Source organism: Streptosporangium sp. NBC_01755, assembly GCF_035917995.1.
Taxonomy (GTDB): Bacteria; Actinomycetota; Actinomycetes; order Streptosporangiales; family Streptosporangiaceae; genus Streptosporangium.
In genome coordinates this window covers 7,491,103-7,513,994 of the sequence record NZ_CP109131.1, presented here as the reverse complement: position 1 = coordinate 7,513,994, position 22,892 = coordinate 7,491,103, and the positions used below count along the sequence as shown (strand labels likewise).

The 22,892-nt window shown below is 69.5% G+C and carries 17 protein-coding genes and 1 pseudogene; 5 read left to right on the top strand and 13 right to left on the bottom strand.

From position 1 onward, the window contains the following. Window positions 1-226: 226 nt before the first annotated feature. On the bottom strand, window positions 227-1,882 hold the full coding sequence (locus OG884_RS34515) for a serine hydrolase (protein ID WP_326639885.1): 1,656 nt from the start codon (window positions 1,880-1,882) through the stop codon (window positions 227-229). Window positions 1,883-2,102: 220 nt separating this feature from the next. On the opposite strand from OG884_RS34515, the gene OG884_RS34510 reads away from it, so the two are divergent. Beyond that, window positions 2,103-3,053 carry a GbsR/MarR family transcriptional regulator gene (locus tag OG884_RS34510; RefSeq protein WP_326639884.1) on the top strand — a complete coding sequence of 317 codons (951 nt, stop codon included), beginning with the start codon at window positions 2,103-2,105 and terminating at the stop codon, window positions 3,051-3,053. Window positions 3,054-3,691: 638 nt separating this feature from the next. Here the strand turns inward: OG884_RS34510 and OG884_RS34505 are convergent. Then, window positions 3,692-4,375 (bottom strand): TioE family transcriptional regulator, encoded by a 684-nt coding sequence (locus tag OG884_RS34505; protein ID WP_326639883.1) that lies wholly within the window; start codon window positions 4,373-4,375, stop codon window positions 3,692-3,694. A 91-nt stretch (window positions 4,376-4,466) separates the two neighbouring features. On the opposite strand from OG884_RS34505, the gene OG884_RS34500 reads away from it, so the two are divergent. Further along, window positions 4,467-5,633 carry an erythromycin esterase family protein gene (locus OG884_RS34500; protein ID WP_326639881.1) on the top strand — a complete coding sequence of 389 codons (1,167 nt, stop codon included), beginning with the start codon at window positions 4,467-4,469 and terminating at the stop codon, window positions 5,631-5,633. 153 nt (window positions 5,634-5,786) lie between these two features. On the opposite strand, the gene OG884_RS34495 is transcribed toward OG884_RS34500, so the two are convergent. Then, window positions 5,787-6,332 carry a MarR family winged helix-turn-helix transcriptional regulator gene (locus OG884_RS34495; RefSeq protein WP_326639879.1) on the bottom strand — a complete coding sequence of 182 codons (546 nt, stop codon included), beginning with the start codon at window positions 6,330-6,332 and terminating at the stop codon, window positions 5,787-5,789. A gap of 94 nt (window positions 6,333-6,426) precedes the next feature. On the opposite strand from OG884_RS34495, the gene icmF reads away from it, so the two are divergent. Together icmF and OG884_RS34485 are read left to right on the top strand one after the other, a co-directional pair. Further along, window positions 6,427-9,678, top strand: a complete 3,252-nt coding sequence (gene icmF / locus OG884_RS34490; protein WP_326639877.1) for a fused isobutyryl-CoA mutase/GTPase IcmF — start codon at window positions 6,427-6,429, stop codon at window positions 9,676-9,678. A 306-nt stretch (window positions 9,679-9,984) separates the two neighbouring features. Then, window positions 9,985-10,452, top strand: coding sequence for a hypothetical protein (locus tag OG884_RS34485; RefSeq protein ID WP_326639875.1), 468 nt, complete (start codon window positions 9,985-9,987; stop codon window positions 10,450-10,452). 122 nt (window positions 10,453-10,574) lie between these two features. On the opposite strand, the gene OG884_RS34480 is transcribed toward OG884_RS34485, so the two are convergent. From OG884_RS34480 to OG884_RS34440, 9 genes and pseudogenes are all read right to left on the bottom strand, one after another. Further along, a complete protein-coding gene (locus tag OG884_RS34480; RefSeq protein WP_326639874.1) occupies window positions 10,575-11,627 on the bottom strand; it encodes an SDR family oxidoreductase in 1,053 nt (350 codons plus the stop codon). A 1,128-nt stretch (window positions 11,628-12,755) separates the two neighbouring features. After that, window positions 12,756-14,006, bottom strand: a pseudogene (locus OG884_RS37755) (RNA polymerase sigma factor); the annotation flags it as partial. Window positions 14,007-14,053: 47 nt separating this feature from the next. After that, window positions 14,054-14,386: a YciI family protein gene (locus OG884_RS34470; RefSeq protein WP_326639870.1), complete on the bottom strand. Its 333-nt coding sequence runs from the start codon at window positions 14,384-14,386 to the stop codon at window positions 14,054-14,056. 109 nt (window positions 14,387-14,495) lie between these two features. Next, window positions 14,496-14,855 (bottom strand): hypothetical protein, encoded by a 360-nt coding sequence (locus tag OG884_RS34465; RefSeq protein WP_326639868.1) that lies wholly within the window; start codon window positions 14,853-14,855, stop codon window positions 14,496-14,498. 162 nt (window positions 14,856-15,017) lie between these two features. Next, complete coding sequence (locus tag OG884_RS34460) at window positions 15,018-15,800, bottom strand: sulfite exporter TauE/SafE family protein (RefSeq protein WP_326639866.1); 783 nt, start codon at window positions 15,798-15,800, stop codon at window positions 15,018-15,020. Continuing rightward, the gene (locus tag OG884_RS34455; protein WP_326639864.1) at window positions 15,797-16,405 is read right to left on the bottom strand and encodes a rhodanese-like domain-containing protein; all 609 of its coding nucleotides are present in this window, start codon (window positions 16,403-16,405) and stop codon (window positions 15,797-15,799) included. Before OG884_RS34455 ends, OG884_RS34460 begins: the two co-directional genes overlap by 4 nt. Beyond that, window positions 16,402-17,796 carry an MBL fold metallo-hydrolase gene (locus OG884_RS34450; protein ID WP_326639861.1) on the bottom strand — a complete coding sequence of 465 codons (1,395 nt, stop codon included), beginning with the start codon at window positions 17,794-17,796 and terminating at the stop codon, window positions 16,402-16,404. The genes OG884_RS34455 and OG884_RS34450 overlap by 4 nt, the downstream gene beginning before the upstream one ends. A gap of 269 nt (window positions 17,797-18,065) precedes the next feature. Continuing rightward, window positions 18,066-18,335, bottom strand: a complete 270-nt coding sequence (locus OG884_RS34445; RefSeq protein WP_326639859.1) for a metal-sensitive transcriptional regulator — start codon at window positions 18,333-18,335, stop codon at window positions 18,066-18,068. Between the two features lie 549 nt (window positions 18,336-18,884). Next, window positions 18,885-20,231, bottom strand: coding sequence for a phosphoribosyltransferase (locus OG884_RS34440; RefSeq protein WP_326639857.1), 1,347 nt, complete (start codon window positions 20,229-20,231; stop codon window positions 18,885-18,887). A gap of 547 nt (window positions 20,232-20,778) precedes the next feature. On the opposite strand from OG884_RS34440, the gene OG884_RS34435 reads away from it, so the two are divergent. Next, the gene (locus OG884_RS34435; protein ID WP_326639855.1) at window positions 20,779-21,198 is read left to right on the top strand and encodes a pyridoxamine 5'-phosphate oxidase family protein; all 420 of its coding nucleotides are present in this window, start codon (window positions 20,779-20,781) and stop codon (window positions 21,196-21,198) included. Here the strand turns inward: OG884_RS34435 and OG884_RS34430 are convergent. Next, a complete protein-coding gene (locus tag OG884_RS34430) occupies window positions 21,195-22,892 on the bottom strand; it encodes a sensor histidine kinase (RefSeq protein WP_326639854.1) in 1,698 nt (565 codons plus the stop codon). The genes OG884_RS34435 and OG884_RS34430 overlap by 4 nt on opposite strands.

Genomic DNA, 22,892 nt, shown 5'->3' with positions numbered 1-22,892 from the left:
CCGCGCGGACGAGCCTGATCTCATGACGTGCGGCACCCGCCGCACCGGCCTGGCCACACCAGGCCGGCCGGCGGGCGCCGCACTCACGAGATCAGGCACCCTTGACCGCGGTGAAGCGGGCGATGACGTCGTTCCAGTTGATCAGGGTCCACAGCTTCTCGACGTAGCATGAATCCGAATGGTGCGCCGCCATCGCAGCTTGGGCGGACGGCAGTACAAGGAGCGGCTAGGTCGTCGGGAGGCCGACCGCGTTGGACGCGTCGGCCTCGAAGTATTCCGTCGTGGCGAAGGGGCCGGCGTGATCCTCGAAGAAGCTCCTGACTCCGTCGATCGAGTCATGGACGATGACGTTCACCGCCTTGGTCCCGTCGGTGCTCGCCACCGCCAGCGTCCACTTGGCACCCTTGGGAAGCTGGCCGTACGCCTTCTTCAGGGAATCCCAGAAACCGTCGTTGTCAGAAATCGTGGAAACAGCCATGACGTGCACCGTGGCACCCTCCTCATTGACTCTCGGATTCACTCGACAATTGATGTGAAGATACTGTGCGGCACCATTCTTGAAGTCGTAGATCGCGACGGTCTGAGGGTCCTCGAGCGGATCGTCCGAAGGCATCAAGAAGTGGGTCTCGCTGATCGGGGACAGCTCATAGTCGAGCTGTTCTGGTTTATTGAGGAGTTGCGCCTCCATGGGGTTCAGGGTGAATTTGAGGTGGAGTTTTCCGCGTTCGGCCGCCACTTCGTAGCGGGTGCCGGGGCGCTCGTAGGAGCCTTCGTACCTGGACAGATCGAGGGCCAGGGTCGGGTCGGGCTCCGGCAGGTCGGGGATCGTGACCGCGCCGAGGTCGGCCAGGATTTCGTTGAACACCTTCCGATAGAAGCTGTCGCGCGGCCCGGCGTTCGCCAGCATCGAGACGGCGATGTTCGATTCCGGCAGGATCCGCAGGCGAGCGCTCTGGCTGACTGCACTGCCGTCGTGGGCGTAGACGGTTTGGCCACGCCAATCGCACACGATGAGGCCGAGTGCCCATTCCGGCCCGAACATGTACGGGTCAGGTATGGGGACCCGCGACTCCGTCATCTCGCGGATGATGCCGGGTGAGACGATTCTGGTCCCGTTCGGCGCCTTTCCTGCGTTAAGGAAGACGTACGCCATCATGAGCAATTCCCGGGCTGTCGTGTTGACGTTGCCTCCGGGGCCGAAGGAGCGCGGCAGGTGACCCAGCGGTGAGAGGATGGGCCCCTCTTCGAGGGATCGGATCAGGTATCCGGTCGCGGCCCGGTTCTGGTCCGCGTGCTCACGCCGGCTGCTCGTCGAGGTCAGTCCCAAGGGGTCGAACAGGCGATCCTTCATGATGTCGTCCCACCGCTTGCCGTCGATCACCTCCATGATGCGGGCGAGGATCGCGTAGCCCAGGGCCGCGCTGTAGCCGTGAGTGTGGCCCAAGGGGTGGACCTGGCACGCGCCGGCGATGTTCTCCACCATGCGCCTGTACACGTCGTCGTCCTCACCCGGATCTCCGTAGTTCTCCTCGATGCCGTTGGTGTGGTTGAGGAGATGGCGGGGTGCGACCTTGGCGCTGACGTCGGGGTCGGCGACCCGGAAATCAGGAAGGTAGGTCCGCACCGGCTCATCCAGGGCGACTTTCCCCTCGTCGACGAGCTGCATGAAGGCGAGGGCGGTCCATGTCTTGGATACGGAGCCACACTGGTAGATGGTGTCGGTCGTCGCGGGCTCCCGCGCGGAGACGTTCTTGACGCCGACCGCGAAGTCGGTGATCTCCCCGTCGCTGAGGACTCCGATCGCGGCACTCGGAATCCGGTACTCCGCGAGCAGCTCGGAGACGCGAGCTCGTATCCGGGTCACATCCAACGCTCTTGCCATAAGGGGTTCCTCGTCCTGTCCGACTCTTTCCAAGAAGGAAAAAGCTACGTTGCATTTCAAGTCTCGTCAACGAGAAACCTCCAATGATGTGCTTCAATACTGGGCTTTTATGCCGATCGTTGCAACAGAATTGTTGATAAACGCAATCCACGCCAACCAGCCGTTGCAATGTACTGTTGGTGAACGCACCCGTGAACCCGAACCGAAAGGAGACGAGCCGATGCCCGGAGGCAGGCTGACCCACGAGGATCGCCGACAGATCGCGATCTGGCTGGCCGAAGGGCTGGGATACGCCGAGATTGCCAGGCGGCTGGGCAGACCCACATCCACGATCAGCCGCGAAGTGGCACGCAACAGCGCGCCCAGCGGCTACCTGGCCGACCGCGCCCAGCAGGCCGCCGGGCAGCGCGCCCGCCGCCGCAGACCGGTTCAGGCCACGGAGCCACCAGCCGACGGGCGGCCGGCCAAGTCCGTGCGCGATTTCGTGGAGCAGTTCGCGACGCTGCTGGTCGGGACCGGCCTTCCCCGGATGCCCGCTCGCGTGTTCGTCTGCCTGCTCACCTCCGACTCCGAGGGCCTGACATCCACCGAGCTCGTACGCCGCCTACAGGTCAGCCCGGCATCGGTGTCCAAGGCCATCGGCTACCTCGAGGCGATCGAGCTGGTCAGACGCACACAGGATTCCGGCCGCCGAGAGCGGTACGTCATCGACGACGAGGTCTGGCTCCGGGCGTTCAAAGCCGACACCGGGGCACACGCCGAGGTCGCGGCGACCGCGCGGTACGGGATCGAGATCTTCGGCGCCGACACGCCCACCGGCACCCGGCTGGGCCAGATGGCTCAGTTCTTCACCTGGATCAGCGAGCAGATGAACAACAGCGGCCTCACCGACGCCGTCGTCCGCGATGCGCTGACAGTGCTGGCCGCGCTGGTGTACGCCGCTCGGCCACTCACCGTGGACGAACTCGCCACGGCACTGGACTGGCCCATCCAGCGGGCGGCCGACGCCGTGGACGCGATCAGCCGTCGTCCGATCCTCTCCGACCCGCTCACCGTGGAGCAGGTCGGGCGCGGCGCGTACGCCATCACCCCGAGGCCTGACCGCCTGAGCTCCGCACAACGCGACGCACTGATCGTCAGTCCGTGCTCGACCCGAGGGACTCGAAAATGACGAAGCCGGATAGATGTCGCAACCGCGATCCCTCCGGCCACACCTGCGCGCCTGCCAGACAGCGTCGCAGTTCCGATGGCTGCGCGCGGTCGAGGCGCACCTGTCCCCACGCGACCGGCGCATCGCGCTGATCCCCTGGGAGGCGAACATGTCGAGCAGCGGTTGCGGTGCACGCTCGTTGAAAATGACCTCAAGTCCTTCCGCCGACTCCCGCGCGGTCTCTTCGCTACCCGGGTCGCAGACCACATCGGCCCCACCGTCGGAGAACTCGCGGGCCGCGTCCTTGCCGTATGGTGCGGCAGAGTGAGGTCGGTGTGGCTTGGTGAGTTTTAGTTTTTGGTGGTAATGGATTTTTAATGATCTTGAAGTCGGCCGAGCGCCTTTACTATGTAGATTAATAACTCGGAGGCGGGTGTACTGCGGCACGATGCCCAGCCGGGCGTGCCAGGCCTCGCCGTCATCGTCCGGGATGCCCGCATGGTCACATGCTGCGGCAGGGGCGGCACCCCTCCCCCCGATCAGGTCCGGGACTCCTACAGCTACGGTGAGCCGCAAGGTAGGCGTTGATCCTGTGGTTTACCTGGGGTTTTCCGGGCCGGCGAGCGCGTGCCTCCGCACCGTGTCACCGTCACTCGGCCTCAGGGTTCGCGAGCGCAGAGGTACGCGTCCAGGTCGGCGGCGCCCTTGAGCATGGCGCGGCCCCGGGCGGACAGGCGGGCCTGCCAGTCACGCAGGGTCGACTCCAGCGGGGCGACGCCTCCGGCGGAGCGGACCTGAGCGATCAGCGGGGCGATCCGCTCCAGCAGGTAGCCGCCCCGCCTGAGCTGGTGGGCCAGCCGGACGTCCCGTACGTCGGCCGCACTGTAGATCCGGTAGCCCGTCTGCGGATCACGGCGCGGCCGGACCAGCCCGGCGTTCTCCCATTTGCGCAGGGTGGCAGGGCGGATGCCGAGCCTCCTGGCCAGAGGGCCGATGAACGTGTCGCCGCGCTCCTGCGGCACGGGCGCCAGATCGCGGAGCGCGGCTTCGACGGCCTGGAGGGTGCGGCGGTCGTCGAGGAGCTGACCGTGGCTCTCGTCGATGAGCCGCAGCGCGTCCTCGGTCGCGTCCCGGTTGACCGCCTGCATGATCGACGTGGCCGTCCGGTGACCGTGCCCGGGCACGAGGGCGAGGAACGCACGCAGGGCTTGCGCGTGCAACGGCGTATAGGTGCGATAGCCGTGGACGGTGCGTTCGGCGGCGGGCAGGATGCCGGCGTCCTCGTAGTTCCTGATCGCCTGGGTGGACAGGCCATGCTCGCGCGCCAGGTCCACTGGCCTCATGGATGCATCGCCGATTGAAGGTCCATCTCGATGAGAGCGGGGATTTCCAGGGAAAAGTTTACACCGAGAGTTCAGAGATACCGTTGAAGGAATGGATATCAAGGACACGGCCCGGCCACTCGACGGCGCGAGCGTCTCGGCATTCCTCCGGTCGCTTCCCGCCAAGCCCCTGCTGCTCGGCCTGGGCGAGGCCAGGCACTTCGTGGAGGAGCTGGGCGAACTGCGCAACGAGATCTTCCGACACCTCGTCGAGCACGAGGGCTACCGGTCGTTCGCCATCGAGAGCGACTGCCTCATGGGCCTCGTGGTGGACGACTACATCACGACAGGCGCGGACACGCTCGATGACATCATGGAACGCGGCTTCAGCCACAACTTCGGCGACTCCCCGGCCAACCGCGACCTCGTGCGCTGGATGCGGGCGTACAACGAGGAGCATGACGAAAAGCTTCGGTTCTTCGGGTTCGACGGCCCTCTGGAGTATTGGGCGGCGAGCCCGCGCCATGCGCTCACCGCCCTCTACGCCCTCCTCGACGGCACGCTCCCCTGTACCCGGGAAACCCTCGACGCGCTGCTCGGCCCGGACGACCGGTGGTCGAACGAGGCCACGGTCATGGATCCGTCCCAGTCGATCGGCCAGTCCGCCGACGCCCAGCGGCTGCGACTGATCGCCGACGACCTGGTGGCGCTGCTCGACACGCAGGCGCCGCGGCTGAGCGCGGAGGACAGGGAGCGTGCGGCACTGTACGGGCGCACCGCCGTCGGCCTGCTCCGCTACCACCACTGGATGGCCGACACGTCACCGGGCCGCGTGGCGCGACTGTCGGGCCAGCGGGACGCGATGATGGCCGCCAACCTGCGTGCCGTCGCCGAGCAGGGCCCGGCCCTGGTTTTCGCCAGCAACCTTCACCTGCAGCGGAACAAGAGCCTCATGCGGCTCGGCGACCAGCTGCTGGAGTGGTGGAGCGCGGGGGCGATCACCGGGACGCACCTGGGCGACCGGTACGCCTTTCTGGCCTCGGCCCTCGGCACGGTCGGCGACGACATTCCGTCCCCGGACACCGTCGAGGGCCTCCTGTCCACGCTCCCCTGGGACCACTCTCTCATCGACGCCCGCCGCCTGGCCGAGGCCGTCACGAAGCCCACCCCGCGCACCTCCCACGATTTCGCCTATTTCCCGCTGGACCCGGCCCAGCTCGACATGATCGACGGCGTCGTCTTCCTCAAGCAGGCTGTCAGGCTGAAAAAGCTGGGTTGACAGGCGCGTGCGTGTCAGGCTGTGCTGACACGCACGCGTATCAATCACACCATCCATGCCGGGCGCCCCCTCACCGAAGGCGGCGCCCGGGATCGCCAGGCGATTGCTGCTGTGCGGGCTGGTCGTCGGCCCGCTTTGTCTCACCGGCCTTGGCTACGGGCGTACGGGTAGGTTACGCGGGTTTGTTCCGGCCTGACCTGGCCGATGGACGTCGCCCAGGGCGGCGCGGATATCGCGGAGGTGGGCGGTGGCCTCGGCGGCCTGAGCACAGGTGAGGTCGGCCAGGCCGAACGAGCTCTCGTTGAGGGCCTCGGTCGCCCGCAGTGCCAGAGCCTGCCCCGCGGAAGTGATCCTGGCCAGGACCACGCGCCGGTCGTCGGGTGAGACCCGCCGTTCCACGAGCCCGCGCTGCTCCAGGCGGGTGACGACGTTGGTCACGGAGGCGGGATGCACCATCAGCCGCTCCCCCATCTTTCCCATCGGCAGCGCTCCCCGCGCGAACGCCAGCAGTTGCAGCGCCTCGTAGGCCGCGAAGGTCAGGCCGTACGGCTTGAGGGTCTCCTCGATCCGGCTCAGCAGCAGTTGCTGCACCCGCATGACGGAGGTGACGGTGGCCATGTGGTCGGCATGCTCGGGCCAGCGGGCGTTCCACTGCCGGTGAGCTTCGGCGATGGAATCGAAAGAGGGTGAACTAGGCACCGGCTCACGGTACTTGACCGGATCCCGATCACCTATGTACTTTAATGTCAAAATATTTGATGTCCAAGGATTCATTACCCTCCAGGAGAGTCCGGTGCCACGCTCCGACGACCACTCCCGCGTCAACGACTCGCTGCACGTTCCCGCCCACCCGGTGCGTTTCGTCACCGCCGCCGCGCTGTTCGACGGGCATGACGCGGCGATCAACATCATGCGGCGGATCCTGCAGGCCCAGGGAGCCGAAGTGATCCATCTGGGTCACAACCGCTCGGTGCGGGAAGTGGTCGACGCGGTCATGGAGGAGGACGCCCAGGGGGTGGCGGTCAGCTCCTACCAGGGTGGGCACGTCGAGTACTTCGAATACCTCGCCTCGGCGCTCGGCCAGGCAGGGCTGGGACACGTCCAGATCTTCGGTGGCGGCGGTGGCGTCATCGTGCCGGAGGAGATCGCCCGGCTGGCCGAGTCGGGGGTGCGGATCTTCTCCCCCGAGGACGGCCAGCGGTTCGGCCTGCCGGGAATGATCAATCGGCTCGTACGCGAGTCGGACGTCGATCTCGCCGCGCGGCCGGCACCGGTCGAGAGCGTGCTGGCGGGTGAGCGGACGGCGCTGGCGCGCACGATCACCTGCCTGCAGGGCGGGACACTGCCGGAGGCCGACCGGCGGGTACTGGCGGACGCGGCCGCCGGCCGCCGGGTTCCGGTGCTCGGCATAACCGGCACCGGCGGCTCAGGCAAGTCCTCCCTCACCGACGAACTGGTACGCCGGCTCCGCACCGACCAGCAGGACAAGCTCCGGGTGGCCGTGCTGGCGGTGGACCCGACCCGGCGCCGTGGCGGCGGCGCGCTGCTGGGCGACCGAATCCGGATGAACACCCTGGACGGCGACCGCGTCTTCTTCCGTTCCCTGGCCACCCGGGGAGCCCGCGAGCTGCCCGAGAACATCGGAGCGGTGATCGAGGCGTGCAAGGCCGCCGGATACGACCTGGTGATCCTGGAGACTCCGGGCATCGGCCAGGGTGACGCCGCGATCGTCCCCCTTGTCGACGTCGCACTGTATGTGATGACGCCCGAGTTCGGCGCGGCGTCCCAGCTTGAGAAGATCGACATGCTGGACTTCGCCGACGTGGTGGCGATCAACAAGTTCGAACGGCGCGGCGCGGCCGACGCGCTGCGCGACGTGTCACGGCAGCTGATCCGCAACCGGGAGGCGTTCGGCGCCCGGCCCGAGGACATGCCGGTGTTCGGTACCAGCGCGGCCACCTTCAACGACGACGGCGTCACCGCCCTGTACCAGCACCTGAGCGGCCTGCTGGCCCAAGGCGGCCTGCCGCTCCAGCCCGGTGTCCTGCCCGAGGTGAGTGGCCGCGTCTCCACCGGCGCGGCCCAGATCGTCCCGCCCGGCCGGGTCCGCTACCTCGCCGAGATCGCCGAGACCGTACGCGGCTACCACGCCGAGACCGCCCGGCAGATCGCGGCCGCCCGGCGCCTGCAGCGGCTGACCGAGGTGGCGGCCGAGCTCACCGGATCACCCGCGACGGCCGTCGCCGAGCTGGCCGATCAGGCCCGAGCCGACCTCGCACCGGCCAACGCCGAGCTCATCGACGGCTGGCCCGCCGTCGTCGAGGCGTACTCGGGCCAGGAGCAGGTGGTGCGGGTCCGCGACCGGGAGTCGCGCACCCTGCTGACCCGCGAGTCGCTCTCGGGCAGCACGATTCCACGGGTGGCGCTGCCGCGCTACACCGATCACGGGGAACTGCTGCGCTTCCTGCGGAGCGAGAACCTGCCCGGCCGTTTCCCGTTCACGGCCGGGGTCTTCCCGTTCAAGCGCGAGGGCGAGGATCCGGCCCGGATGTTCGCCGGCGAGGGGGACGCCTTCCGCACCAACCTGCGCTTCAAACTGCTGTCGGCCGACAGCGAGGCGACCCGGCTGTCCACCGCGTTCGACTCGGTCACCCTGTACGGCCGCGACCCCGGCCAGAGCCCCGACGTCTACGGCAAGGTCGGCACCTCCGGCGTGTCGATCGCGACCCTGGACGACATGAAGGCGCTCTACGACGGGTTCGACCTGGCCGCACCGGCCACGTCGGTGTCCATGACCATCAACGGCCCCGCCCCCACCGTCCTGGCCTTCTTCCTCAATGCGGCCATCGACCAGGCGCTCGATCGCCACCGCGACACGCACGGCTGTGAGCCCTCGCCCGAGGAGGCGGCGAAGCTGCGCGCCCGGACACTGGCCACCGTGCGCGGCACCGTGCAGGCCGACATCCTCAAGGAGGATCAGGGCCAGAACACCTGCATCTTCTCCACCGAGTTCTCGCTCCGGATGATGGGCGACATCCAGGAGTGGTTCATCCACAACGGGGTGCGCAACTTCTACTCGGTGTCGATCTCCGGTTACCACATCGCCGAGGCCGGGGCCAACCCCATCAGCCAGCTCGCCTTCACCCTGACCAACGGCTTCACCTACGTGGAGTCCTACCTGGCCCGTGGTATGAAGATCGACGACTTCGCGCCGAACCTGTCGTTCTTCTTCTCCAACGGCATGGATCCCGAGTACAGCGTGCTCGGCCGGGTCGCGCGGCGGATCTGGGCGGTCGCGATGCGGGAGCGCTACGGCGCGAACGAGCGGTCGCAGAAGCTCAAATACCACATCCAGACCTCCGGCCGGTCGCTGCACGCCCAGGAGATGGATTTCAACGACATCCGCACCACACTGCAGGCCCTGATCGCGATCTACGACAACTGCAACAGCCTGCACACCAACGCCTACGACGAGGCCGTCACCACCCCCACCTCCGAATCGGTACGCCGCGCCCTGGCCATCCAGCTCATCATCAACCGCGAGTGGGGCCTGGCGATGAACGAGAACCCGTTGCAGGGCTCGTACATCATCGACCAGCTCACCGACCTGGTCGAGGAGGCCGTGCTGGAGGAGTTCGACCGGATCAGCGAGCGAGGCGGCGTGCTCGGCGCGATGGAGACCGGCTACCAGCGTGGCCGCATCCAGGACGAGTCGATGCGCTACGAGCAGCGCAAACACGACGGCAGCCTGCCGATCATCGGCGTCAACACCTTCCGCAATCCCGACGCCGACGCCCGCAACGCCGGGCCGGTGGAACTCGCCCGCGCCACCGAGGCCGAGAAACGCTCCCAGCTGAAGCGGGTCGGCGCCTTCCAGGAACGCCACCGCGGGCAGGCGCAAGCCGCCCTGGTCGCTCTCAGGGACGCCGCCCACGACGGCGGGAACATGTTCGCCGTGCTGATGGACACCGCCCGCGTGTGCAGCCTGCAGCAGATCACCGACGCGCTCTTCGAGGTCGGCGGCCAGTACCGGCGCAACGTCTGAGGCACCGCGAACATCCGCTCACGTCCAGTCGGGGGTTTCCGGTATCCGGGGGCCATAGAGCGAGTTGAACCCCTTCGCCGGTTTGACGGCCCGGTCGCCGACGGCGGTCATGCCGATCGGGCCGAAGACACGCCGCCTCAGGTAGGCGAGCTGCCGCGCCGACGACCGCGCAGGCGTTTTGGCCGGTCCGGCGCACAGCCCACACCGGGCCCCCTCGTCCGCCGTGCGTCGCGGCCGGTTGCGCGTCGCGGCCGGTCGTGCATCGCGGGAACTCCACAACGCCCCATCGCCGTCGGCATCAGCGTCGTGCTCGGCGGCACGGCCCTTGCCGACAGGGGCGCGGACGGAGCCTCGACGCCCGTGGTGACGCGCGCCGGCCTCGACCCGTCGCTCGTCGCGGGCCGGGGCGCGGATGTCGACTTCGCCGAGCAGGAGGCGGAGAACGCCGCGACGAACGGCACGATCATCGGCCCGGACCGCACCGCGTACACGCTGCCGGCGGAGGCGTCGGGCCGCAGAGCGGTCAGGCTGACGCCCGGACAGCACGTCGAGTTCACCCTGCCGAGCGCGGCCAACGCGATCACCGTGCGCTACAGCATCCCGGACGCCCAAGGTGGCGGCGGCATCACCGCACCGCTCAACGTCATGGTGAACGGCGGAGCCAAGAAGTCCATGACCCTCACCTCACGGTACTCGTGGCTGTACAACCAGTATCCGTTCTCCAACGACCCGAACGCCGATCTGCTGCACCCCGACTGGTGGATCACCGGATGAGGGCCGCACCGATACGTGGGACTTTCGACTCTCCAGACCCACCCGGGAGGGTCTCGCACAGGCGCACGCCCTCGACACGATCCTCGGCGCCACCACCTGATCCCGCACGGGGACACCCCAGGTCAGGGCAGGAGATGCTCGTGACGCATCCGGGCGAGCAGACCGGTGAAGCTCTCATGGGAGTCCACGCAGTCATGGAAGCCGGCCCGGCGGATCTTGACGGTGCTCTGCACGGAATCGAAATCGCGGGCCAGGATCTCATCGGCGAAAGGCCAGGACGCCATCTGCGCGTAGGGGGTGGGAACAAGGTCACGCTCCCGCACCAGCCGCTCCCAGACCGGGGCCTTGTCGGCCATGTGCTCCTCCAGCGACATCGGCTGAGGAGCGGCGGTGGGCATCTCGAAGACCTCGGCGATCTCAGACCACAGATGCTCCCAGCGATACAGATCACCATTGGTGACGTTGAACGCCTCGTTACGTGCGCTCTCAGCGGTCAGCGACCAGTGCGCGGCCGAGGCGAGGATGCGGGCATCGGTGAACTGGTGCAGCATCCTCCAGTCGGCCGGTGTACCGGGGAAACGCAGCGGAACACCCACGTCCTTGCAGACCGCGGCATAGACACCGACGGAGTTGAGCAGACTCATCGGGGATCCGATGGCAAAACCGATGACGACATCGGGACGCAGCACCGTCCAGGTGAAACCGCGCTCGTCACCGCGCCGGACGAGCAGGTCCTCCTGGTCGTAGTGGAACATCGGACCCAGGATGCGCGGATCACTCTCCTTGGCCGGCGTCTTGTAATACCCCAGATGCCGGCCGTACCCCTTTCCGCCGGTGATCAGGGTCACGTGGGCCAGCCGTGCCCCCGCGCCGTGCAGACCGTTGAGGGTGTTGGCGAGCATCGCGGTGTTGTCACGCACCATCTCGGCCATGGTGGACCGCTCGGCATACCCGGCGAAGACCAGTCGGGTGATATGCCCCAGGCCGGCGAAGGCCGCGTGCGTGGCCCTCGGATCGATCAGGTCGACGCCGAGGTGACGTTCCACCCCCGGGGCGGGCTCGGCCTCCCGCCGCGAAACCGTGATCAGCCTCACCTGCGGATCCTCACCCAGCCGGACGCGAATCGCACTACCGGACACCCCGTGCGGGCCGATCAGCAGAACCTGCGATGCCATGCCCACTCCTCGGATAACGCACCGATCACCGCCGGAACTGGCTGTGCCCCACTGAGACAGGTGAAACGACCCTAACCGCCACCCCCTGGATGAGGCCGGATATCCCCTGGTCACAGCCTGGCGTGTCACCGCGGCGGCGGGCGGGGCGGCGGATGAAGGCGTCAGCCAGGCGGCTGAAACCCTGCGGGAGGTTCGTGGCTAATGGCCCTCGGAGATCTCGGGCGGCCGGTCACCCGCCGAACCGCGGCAGGTGTGACCGGATCCGGCCACCACCTGCTCTCCTGGTCGCCGCCTTCACGATCCCCCCTGCGAAACAGCGGCGCCCCTGATCGGGCGCATGAACCGGCACGACCTCGTACGTCGAAACGCGCCGAGGCTCACCGAAACGGTTCAACCGGTCCGAAGTTGGTTGAGGGTGTGGCCGGTGGCCCGCTTGAACAGATATTCGGCCCGTTCGTAGGAGAGCCTGCGGCGGCCGGTCTCGGGGCACAGGTCGCCGGGGGCGGGCCGCCGACCGGGACCGGGCCTGCGCTCGGACAGGAACAGCGGGCCGCGACGACGGCTCGCGATGAGCTGGGGGATGAGCTCGGCGGTGCCCGACCGCCAGTGAATCCAGCGGGACCCCGGCGCCCGGCCGCGCATCCCCGCCAGGTCGAGGTCCTCGACGTTGAGCGCGAGCACCGAGCCGATCCCGGCCGCGCTCTCGTGGAGCATCAGCCACAGGGCGCGCTCGCGCGGGGCGAGGTCCTGCCGCTCCCACAGCGCCTCGACGCGTGGCGGCTCCATGGGGCGGGTGCGCGACCGGGGCTCGGGCCGGCGAGCGATCCCGGCGGCCAGGTCTTCGCTCGGCCGGCCCCGGTCCGCGGCCCAGGCGGAGAAGGAGCGGACGGCACCTCGGTGCCTGTTCCACGTCGCGGCGGCGGCGCTCTCCCAGGCGGTGGCGAAGACCTCGGTGACCTGTCCGGCGGTCACACCCCGCAGCGGGATGTCGTCGCCGAGGTCGCGACGGAGCCGGCTCATGGTCTGGCCGTAGGAACGGACGGTCGCGGCGTCCAGGTCGTCACGGGCGAGGAAGGCGGTCGCGGCCTCGGCCAGGGTGACCGCGGTCCCCGGTGTGGCAGCGTCCGCGCAGGCGGCGGCGCGTTCCAGCAGGATCGTTCGTTCCGGCACGTTGAGAGTGAGCGCCGCGGCCCGTTCGAACTCCCGCCGGGCCTCCTCGTGGCGGCCGAGCCTGGCCAGCAGATCGCCGCGCACGCTGGGCACCCGGTGGTAGCCCTCGAGCACCGGCTCGGCCACCAGGGTGTCGACGAGCACCAGCCCCGCCCCGGGACCGTACGCCATGGCCAGCGCGACCGCACGGTTGAGCTGCACGACCGGAGTGGGCAGCACCCGGACGAGCGTTTCGTAGAGGGCGGCGATCTGCGCCCAGTCGGTCTCCTCCGCCGTACGGGCCCGCGCGTGACAGACCGCGATGGCGGCCTGTAGCACGTACGGGCCGAGAGGTCCGCCGAACCGCTTCGCCCGCAGCAGCGCCGCGAAACCGCGACGGATGAGGAGCCGGTCCCAGCGTCCGCGGTTCTGCTCGTGCAGCGCGACGGGTTCCCCCGATGGCCCCGTCCTGGCGGCCAGCCGGGACGCCTGGAGCTCCATCAGTGCGACCAGGCCGTGAACCTCGGCCTCGCCTGGCGCGAGCCCGGCCAGCAGACGGCCCAGGCGCAGCGCCTCCTGGCAGAGATCCTGGCGCATCCAGTCGTCACCGGCACTCGCCGCGTACCCCTCGTTGAACACCAGGTAGATGACCTCGAGAACCGACGACAGGCGCGCCGCCCGGTCCGGCCCCACGGGGACCTCGAAGGGGACCCCGAGTGCGGCGAGGGTGCGTTTGGCCCGGACGACGCGCTGCGCGACGGTCGGCTCGGGGACGAGAAAGGCCCTCGCGATCTCGTCGGTACGCAGGCCACCGAGCAGCCGCAACGTCAACGCCACCCGGGACTCGGCAGACAGCGCCGGGTGGCAGGAGACGAACATCAGGCGCAGGACGTCATCGCCCACCTCATCGTCGAGTGCCGCGTCGGTCTCGGCCTCGGTGCTGTCCGGCCGGATCGCGAGCTCGTGGGCGAGCTGCTCGTGCCTGCGTTCGAGCCGCTCGTCGCGCCGCAGGTGGTCGATGGCGCGACGTTTGGCGACGGCCATGAGCCAGGCGCCCGGACTGTCCGGAACACCTGAGTCAGGCCACTGTTCGAGGGCGGCGAGGAGCGCGTCCTGCGCGAGCTCCTCGGCCAGCCCCACGTCGCCCACCATCCGGACGAGCCCGGCGATGATCCTCGCCGACTCCATCTTCCAGACCTCGTCAACCGCGCGATGGGCGTCCCGGGACATCACGGGCTCGATCACAGCACCCGCCGGGCAGGTGTGCAAGCGCCCGATCAGTCCTCCGGGCCGAAGACCTGCTGGATGATGCCCTCACCGTCGCCGATGATCTTCCAGAAGCGCCGGGCGAGCTCGATGGCCTCCTCCTTCGAGCGCGCCTCGATGAGCGCGAAGCTGACGATGGCCTCCTTCGCCTCGGTGAACGGCCCGTCGGTGACGGTCATCTCGCCGCCGGAGGCCGAGACGTGAAGGCCGGCCGGGTCCAGGCCACCGGTCGCCAGCAGCACCCCCGCCCGGGTCATCTCCTCGACGAACGCGGCCATCTCCGCGTAGACCGCCTCGCTCGGGGGTGCCGTGTCGCCGCCCTTGGTCGTCATCAGAAATCGCATCGCTGTATCTCCTTCAGGTGATCAGAGAACCGATCCTCGCCGGTTTCCGACTACGCGTCGATCCGGACCCGCAGAAATCGACACGTGTCATCTGACCAGGGCGGCGACCCTATGTGACAGGGAATGCACGCGGATCCACTCGTTCGCGATCCGGTGGCATCGCTTCCCGTTCCCCATCCGACGCGTCAGCAGACCTCGCCACCTCAGGGGTCCCGGACTGGAGCAATGAAGAAATTTCCAACGAAGTAGCCTCTAATGGGGGTGAATCGCCCAGAGCACCCAGCGCTCCGACGCCCACCTGCCCGGCGTCGAGGAATGCCTCGTGCTCACCCATGGACACGTCACCACCGGCCCGGCCGATTCCCCCACCGACCTGGCCGAAGGCGATTCCATCCGGTTCAATGCCGCTCGCCCGCACCTGTACCGAGGTCACGCCGCGCACAATCGCGCTGTCCTTCTCATGCTGCATCCGGAGAACTGACCAAAGCATCGGCGCGCCGGCCGACGAGCACGGCGAGCACAGCCCGGAGATCGCCGGCTGGAGGAGGTCGTACCGCACCACCGCAAGGGCTGGAAGTACAAGATGGCCAAGCACATCTTCGGGACCCCCGGTGGGATCGGCGATTTCCGCTCAGCCGCCCGGCGCCACGAGGTCGAGCACTCCCTGGGCCAGGACGAAGGCGGCCACGACGAAGACGAGGTAGGCGAACCAGCGGCGCAGGCGCTCGGCGTCCAGGTGGCGGCCCAGGCGGGCGGCCGCCAGCGACCCGGTCACCGCGGCCGCCGTGAAGGCCCCGATGACCGTGTAGTCCAGGCCGGCGCCACCGGCGTGGGCGGCGAACCCGGCCGCCGAGTTGACCACCACGATGAGCAGCGAGGTACCGACCGCGGCCGTCATCGGCAACCCCAGCGCCAGTACCAGCGCCGGGATGATGAGGAACCCCCCTCCGACGCCGAACAGGCCGGTCAGCACGCCCACGGCCGCGCCGGCGGCGACGGCCTTGGGCAGGCAACCGCGCCAGTTCACCCCGCCGCCGGGCAGCGCGCAGGCCCCGCCGGTCGGCGTGTTGCCGGCCAGCATCCGCCAGCCGGCCACCACCATGAGCACGGCGAACCCGATCAGGATCGCCTGTGGGGGCAGCATCCGGTTGATCGCGGCGCCACCGAACGCGGCCAGGGCCCCGGCGCCGCCGAACACCGCGGCGATGCGCCGGCGCACCTGTCCGGCCCGGATGCGGGGCAACACGGCGGCGGCCGAGGAGATGCCCACCACCAGCAGCGAGGCCGGTACCGCCGAGGCCGGTGGCAGGCCCGCCCCGTACACCAGGGCGGGTACCGCCAGGATCGACCCGCCGCCGCCCAGCAACCCGAGCAGGATGCCGATCAGCGCGCCCAGGCCGAGTGCCGCGGTCAAGGGGTCGTCTCCCGTTGCGCCAACCGGCTCAGCACCGCCTCCAGGTCGGGCCGGCGGGGGCCTCGGTTGTAGGGGAGTTTGGCCAGCAGCATGCCCATCGCGCAGGTGTTGGACAGCGCGGCGAAGGTCAGCCCGCCACCGATCGCGGCGGCGAGCCACTTGGCCGGCGGAAACAGCGTGCCGGCCAGGATCGAGGTCAGCACGAGGGATCCGGCCACCAGGCGTACCTGACGTTCCAGCTCCCAGCGGGCCCGGCCGGTACGGAGCGGCGCGCCGGCACCCTGCCAGGCGAGGATCCCCCCTTCCAGAACACGCGGGCCCACCGGTCCCGCTCCGGCCAGGGCCGCCGCGGCCTGTGCGGCGCGCTGCCCGGAGCGGCAGACGAGCACAACCTGCTCCCGCTCGGAGCCGTCGAGGTGGGCGCGCAACCGCTCACGGTGCTCGCGCAGCAGATCCAGCGGCACGTTGACCGAGCCGGGGACGTGGGCGGTCTCGAACTCACCGGGGGTGCGCACGTCGATCAGCCGGGGCGCGGACCCGGAGTCCATCAGGTGGCGCAGGGCGGCCACATCCAGCGTGGCGGGCGTGTCGGAGCGAATAGTCATGAGGTCTCCTCGATGGTCAGGCCGCTTTCGGCCGCTTGGGAGTAGTTGTCGTCGATGTGTACGACCCGGCGGCCGCCGCGAGCCAGCAGGCTGCTCGCGGCGGCGGCCCGGTAGCCGGAGCCGCAGTGCACCCACACCGTCCCGTCCGGTATCTCGGCCAGGCGGTGCGGCAGTTCGGGCAGCGGGATGTGCGTCGCGCCGTCGATGTGCCCGGCGCGCCATTCGTTGCGCAGCCGCACGTCCAGAACGACGTCGGGGCTGGGCAGGCCGCGTGTGGCGCGGCCCTCGCGTACGGCGGCCAGCTCGGCGAACGTGGCGACGGTCAGCTCACCCAGCCTGGCGCCGTCGCCGCCGGCCCACTGCTCGGGGGTACCGGTCGCGGCGGCGGCCGGACGATCGACGCCGATGCGCGCCAGCTCGCGCTGGGCGGCGGCCACCTGCTCCGCCGACTCGCCCAGCAGCGTGATGGGCGCCCCCCAGGGTGCCATCCAGCCCAGCCAGGTCGACATCGGGCCGTCCAGGCCGAAGCTCAGCGTTCCGGCCAGGTGCCGTTGGGTGAACGCCTTACGCGAGCGCAGGTCCACCACCCATTCACCGGCGTCGATACGTGCGCGCAGTTCGGCGGCGTCGGCCCGCCGGGCCGGGGTCAGGTCGATCAGGTCCGCGCCGGCGGTGTTCCTGGCGCCCATGTGGGCGTAGTAGGCGGGGTAGGCGTCCAGCCCGGCGAGGGTCTGGGTGACGAAGTCGTCGGCCTCCAGCCGTAGCGCCGGGTTGGCGCCTCGCTCACGTCCTATCGTCGAGGATGAGGCGTCGCTCTGGGTGGCCGAGCAGAAGCTGCCGAACCCGTGGGTGGGCCAGACCCGCGTACCGTCGGGCAGCAGATCGGCCAGCCGCCGCACCGAGGCGTGCTGGTGATGAGCCAGGGCGTGGGCGTGCCGGGCGCCGAGCAGGTCTGTGCGGCCGGTGGTGCCGAACAGCAACGATCCGCCGGTGAACACCCCCACCGCCCCGCCGGGACCGCCGAGCACGTAGGACAGGTGGTGGAAGGTGTGCCCGGGGGTGGCCACCACGGAAAGGCGCATCGACGGCGACAGCGCCATCTCGTCGCCGTCGCTCACGGACACCCGGTCGAAGGCGACCTCGTCGGCCGCCGCCACCAGGTAGGCCGCACCCGTCAGCCTGGCCAGGGCCGGCCCACCGGAGACGTAGTCGTTGTGTAGATGGGTCTCGGCCACGTGGGTGATGCGCACGCCCAGCCGACCGGCCAGGGCCAGGATCCGGTCGATGTCGCGTTGCGGATCGACCACCAGCGCGACCTGCCCGTCATGGGCCAGGTAGCTGCGGTCCCCCAGCGAGGAGGTCTGCACCACCTCTGTCTCGATCGTCGTCATCGTCGTCTCTCACTTTGTCTCGTCGTTGCTGTCTTCGCCGGCGGGTGAGGGCCGGCCACGCCCGGGTTTCGTGCCGGCCGGCGGCCCGGCGGCGAGCTCTCGCCGGATGTGCGTCCGGCGGTGTCGCGGCGGCCCGCCGGAGTGCGCGTCACGGAAGGCGTTCCCCCGACTCCGGCGCGAATATACCCAGGGGGGTATACGTCGGACAGAGGAACGCCCCGCCTCTCATCGTGCCCCGCCCGCCGCGTGGCGTGCGGGGCACGATGGTGTCACGACAGGGCCAGGAACAGTTTCTCCAGCCGCTCCTGGCTGATCGGCGGCTGATCGCCGCGCTCACGCGCCATCTGGCACTGCTGCATGCCCGTCGATATGATCTTGAATCCGGCCCGGTCCAACGCCTTGGAGACCGCCGCCAGCTGGGTCAGCACCCGCTCGCAGTCGTCCCCGTTCTCGATCATCGCGATCACTCCGCCCAGCTGCCCCTGGGCCCGTTTGAGTCGTGTCAGCGCATCCGACAGGACCGTCGCGTCCATCTGCATCCCGCCTCACCTCCGCACCCAATATACCCCCGGGGGTACATGGGTCGAACGCGGAGGGTCTCACCGTTCACCGATTCCCGACGGGAGACGTGGCTTCTGGGGAAGCGCCGCAGCCCGAAAGCTCTGAAGATTTCCTAAATTCTCGCGAATCGCGAGCGGGGTCCCCCGCTCCGGACGTCGAACCGGACCCCTCCGGCCCCCGATTCGACGGTGTTCTCCTCTCCATGGAGACGACCCCCAAGGGGTGCCATCCGGGACGGAACAGCCCCTGCGTCATGGTGATGCGGATCCCCGCCGGTTTCGCCGGCGACGTGGATGTCAGGCTGGGACACCAGGCGAAGCCGGGGGAGGAACACGCGAATACGGGGCGTCCATCGCGGGGCGTCATCACGGAGGGAAGGCTCCCCGGAGCGGTCGTGGGCGGGGTGAGGTCGAGCCTCCGGTCACCGCACCGGGTAGGGCTTGACCGTCGGATACGGACCGATGGCGGCCAGATCCTCACGCTCGGTCACCTCGTCCCGATCCTCGTCCTTCAGGACGAGGTGGCCGTCAAAGGTCGCTCTGATCGCTACCGAAGTGACCGGTGAACCAGTCGCGGGCCAGGACGGCGACGCGCTCGAGCGCCCCCGGCTCTTCGAACAGATGTGTGGCGCCGGTGATGATCCGGAGCATGCTCTCACCGTGTAACCGTCCCCGTGCCGCCCGGTTGAGGTCGAGCACCACCCTGTCGTCACCTCCCACGATCAGCAGGGTCGCCGCCCGCACCTCGGTCAGCCGAGGCCAGGCCAGATCGGGCCGTCCGCCCCGGGAGACGATGGCGGCGACCTCGCAGCCCGGCTCCGCCGCCGCCCACAGCGCGGCCGCGGCTCCGGTGCTCGCCCCGAAATAACCGACGGGGACGCCCGCCGCCCAGGGTTGATCGCCCAGCCAGGCGGTCACCCGGATGAGCCTTTCGGCCAGCAGCCCGATGTCGAACACGTTGCCCCTGTCGTATCCCTCCTCCGGGGTGAGCAGGTCGAACAGCAGCGTCCCCAGACCCGCGTCGTTGAGCACGGCGGCCACATGCCGGTTACGCGGGCTGTGCCGGCTGCTGCCGCTGCCGTGCACGAACACCACCACTCCACTGGCGCCGCCCGGGAGGACGAGCTGACCGGGCAACCTGACCCGCCCGGCGTCCACCAGAACCTCCTCGTCGAGGCAGGGTGGATTGGACGCCGTGCTCTCGTCGGGCTCCCCCACCCCGGGCGCGGCCCTGCGGAGCAACGAGGCCACCTGCTCATCGGTGGTCTGGGCGAAATCGACATACCAGGCGCCGACCGCCAGAAGGTGCTCCGGTGTCCGCAGGCAGACCACCTCGTCGGCGACCTCGCGAAGGCTCTCGATCGTGTCCGGTGTCCCCACCGGCACCGCCAGCACCACCCGTGAGGCACCGCGCGCCCGAGCGGCCTGGCAGGCGACACGCGCCGTCCCGCCGGTGGCCACCCCGTCGTCCACCACGATCGCCGTGCGGCCCGTCAGGTCCGCCGGGGCGCGGTCGCCGCGCAGCCGGCTCGCCCGGCGCAGGACCTCGGCCCGCTGGCGCTCCTCCACCTCGGCCGTCTCCTCGTAGGTGAGCTGCGCGAGCCGTACGATGTCCTGGTTGACGACGCGTATCCCGCCCTCTCCCACGGCGCCGAACCCGAGCTCCGGCTGGAACGGCACCCCGAGCTTGCGGACCACGATCACATCCAGCGGAGCGCCAAGGGCCCGGGCGATCTCGAACGCCACCGGCACGCCGCCCCTGGGCAGGCCCAGAACGACCACTTCCTCGGCGCCGGCGAGCCCGCGTAACCGCTCGGCCAGCCGTACGCCGGCATCCTGACGATCGGCGAACACCACGCCACCCCCTTCCGGCACTCTGCACACCTCCGCTCACCGGCGGAGCTTCGAGATCGCGGCGCGCGGCCGAAAACGGCGTCGATGCCCGCGCCCGGCTCCGCCGGGCAACCGGCCGCTCATCGGTCGCCGCGGCCTCCTCACAGCCGACGACGGCGAGTCTTCACCCCTCAACCCCCAATGTCAGCCACCAGGGCATCCTGGCGGTAGGGCTGAAGGCCCCGATTCAGAACCCCATATAAGGGAACAACCGGCCGGACGCCCCCATTTCAATCGTCGTCCCGTCCGCTACCGGGGCCGGCGGCTGAACAGTGAGGGAGCCCCCTGCGAGGCCAGGCCGACGGCGCGGCCTGAACCGTACCTGCCAGGTACGGCGAGGAGCCGCGAGCTCGGCCTCTCTCGATCTCGGCCATGGTCACGATCATCACATCGGCAGGAGCCCCGGTAGCCCGGGGGCAAGAGCACCAAGACGGCGACGCCTACCGCTGTCCCCCGGAAGGCCGAACACCGCCAATGACGGGACTTTAGCCCCTAACGTCCCTGGTGCGCCGACGGGCAGCCTGAAGGCATGAAGCTCGACTCGGCAGGCCTTGAAGTGCTTTCCCGGCCGGAGTGCCTCGAACTCCTGGGCTCGGTCTCGATCGGACGGATCGTGTTCACCGACCGTGCCCTTCCGGCCGTACAGCCGGTCAACTTCGTCCTCGACGGCGAGACCGTGGTGATCCGCACCACCATCGATTCCAAGCTCGCCGCGGCGGCCCGCGACGCGATCGTCGCCTTCGAGGCCGACGACTTCGATTCTTCGGCGCGCACCGGCTGGTCGGTCACCGCGGTGGGGCCCGCCCGAGCCGTGTACGAGTCGCAGGAGATCGAGCGCCTGGCCCGGCTACCCCTGACCGCCTGGGCGCCGGCAAGCCGGGACCACTACATCCTGGTGCAGACGGGGCACCTTACCGGCCGCCGCATCTCCTCCAGGCCCGTCGACTAGAGCGGCACGCTCCAGCTCAGCCTGGTGCCCCCCGCCTCCGGCGAGATGATCTCGAAGGAGCCGCCGAGCCGGGCCGCCCGCTCCTGCAGGTTCCGCAGGCCGCTGCGCCTGCCGTCGCCGGCCAGCCCGATACCGTCGTCCCGCACGACGAGGGTGAGCCGGTCGTCCAGCGCCTCGACGGAGACGTCGATCCTCCCTGCCTTGGCGTGCCGTACCGCGTTGGACAGGGCCTCGCGCAACACCGCGAGCAGGTGGTCGGCGATCTCGGGCGGCACGCGGTTGTCGAGCTGCCCGTCCATTCGCAGGCCGGGCATGAAGCCCAGGTGGCCACGGGCGCCTTCCACCATCTCGACGATGCGGGTGCGCAGGCTGGGGGCGCTGTCCCCGCTGGGCGTCTGGAGGGCGAAGATGGTGGAGCGGATCTGGCGGATGGTCTCGTCAAGCTCGTCGATGGCGCCTTTCAGGCGGCTGGAGGCCTCTGGTCTCTCGACCAGCCTGACCGTGCTCATCAGCGTCATGGCGATGGCGAACAGCCGCTGGATGACCACGTCGTGCAGGTCCTTGGCGATGCGGTCGCGGTCTTCGAGCAGGCCCAGCCGTTCGGCGTCCTTGCGGCTCTCGGCCAGCTCCAGTGCCACCGCCGCCTGCGCTGCGAAGGCGTGCAGGGTACGCAGCTCCGACTGGACGAACGGGGTGCGGCCCGAACGCTTGCCGAGTGACAGCACGCCGCGCGCGACGCCCGCCGCGCCCAGCGGGACGGCCCCCACCGGGCCCATCGGCAGATGGTCGGAGAACACGCTCCGCAGTCCGGTCTCGTCCGGATCGTTGACCATGAAAGGCTCGCCGTCGGCGAAGGCCCGTCCGGCCAGGGATCCCGCGGTCTGGATCTCCACCTGTTCCAGCTGCCCGGCGTTCTCGCCGTCGGCGATCGCCACCCGCAGCACCTGCCCGTTCGCCTCCGGCAGCAGGATCGCCACGACGTCCGCGTCGGTCATCTGACGGGCGTGCCCGGCCATCAGGGTGAGGACCTCCCGGGGGTCCGCGCCGGACAGCAGGCTGGTGGTGATCTCCGATGACGCGGCCAGCCACGTCTCCCTGCGGCGGGTCTCCTCGAACAGGCGGGCGTTCTCGATCGCCACACCGGCCGCGGTGGCCAGCGCGACGACGATCGCCTGGTCCTCCTCGTCGAACTCGCCGCCGCCGCGCTTCTCGGTGAGGTAAAGATTGCCGAACACCTCGTCGCGCACCCGGACCGGCACACCGAGGAAGGAGCCCATGGGGGGATGGCCCGGAGGGAAGCCGTAGGACTCGGGATGGTCGGAGATGCGCGTCAGGCGCAGCGGTCGCGGCTCCTTGATCAGCAAACCGAGCAGGCCGAGCCCGTGCGGCCAGTGCTCGATCCTGGCGATCTCCTCCTCGCTGAGCCCCACCGGAATGAACTGCACCAGCGTGTTCTCCTGGCCGACCACTCCCATCGCGCCGAAGCCGGCGTCCACCAGCCTGGTCGCGGTCTCGACGATGCGGCGCAGCACCGTCTCCAGGTCGAGGTCGCTGCCGACCGCCACGACCGCCTCGAGCAGGGCGTGTACGCGGTCGCGGGTGGCGAGTACCGCTTCGAGCCGGAGTTGCAGCTCCGACAGCAGCTCGTCCAGCCGCATGTTCGGAAGCAGGGAATGGGAGTCCGTGTCTGCCAT

Coding starts and splice junctions, on each gene's coding strand:
- OG884_RS34505 (WP_326639883.1), bottom strand. CDS start 4,375: ATGAGGCCAGTGGACCTGGCGCGCGAGCATGGCCTGTCCACCCAGGCG.
- OG884_RS34470 (WP_326639870.1), bottom strand. CDS start 14,386: ATGCGATTTCTGATGACGACCAAGGGCGGCGACACGGCACCCCCGAGC.
- OG884_RS34465 (WP_326639868.1), bottom strand. CDS start 14,855: ATGCAGCATGAGAAGGACAGCGCGATTGTGCGCGGCGTGACCTCGGTA.
- OG884_RS34435 (WP_326639855.1), top strand. CDS start 20,779: ATGAAGCTCGACTCGGCAGGCCTTGAAGTGCTTTCCCGGCCGGAGTGC.
- OG884_RS34430 (WP_326639854.1), bottom strand. CDS start 22,892: ATGGCAGACACGGACTCCCATTCCCTGCTTCCGAACATGCGGCTGGAC.
- OG884_RS34445 (WP_326639859.1), bottom strand. CDS start 18,335: ATGCAGATGGACGCGACGGTCCTGTCGGATGCGCTGACACGACTCAAA.
- OG884_RS34500 (WP_326639881.1), top strand. CDS start 4,467: ATGGATATCAAGGACACGGCCCGGCCACTCGACGGCGCGAGCGTCTCG.
- OG884_RS34515 (WP_326639885.1), bottom strand. CDS start 1,882: ATGGCAAGAGCGTTGGATGTGACCCGGATACGAGCTCGCGTCTCCGAG.
- OG884_RS34450 (WP_326639861.1), bottom strand. CDS start 17,796: ATGACGACGATCGAGACAGAGGTGGTGCAGACCTCCTCGCTGGGGGAC.
- OG884_RS34480 (WP_326639874.1), bottom strand. CDS start 11,627: ATGGCATCGCAGGTTCTGCTGATCGGCCCGCACGGGGTGTCCGGTAGT.
- OG884_RS34510 (WP_326639884.1), top strand. CDS start 2,103: ATGCCCGGAGGCAGGCTGACCCACGAGGATCGCCGACAGATCGCGATC.
- OG884_RS34455 (WP_326639864.1), bottom strand. CDS start 16,405: ATGACTATTCGCTCCGACACGCCCGCCACGCTGGATGTGGCCGCCCTG.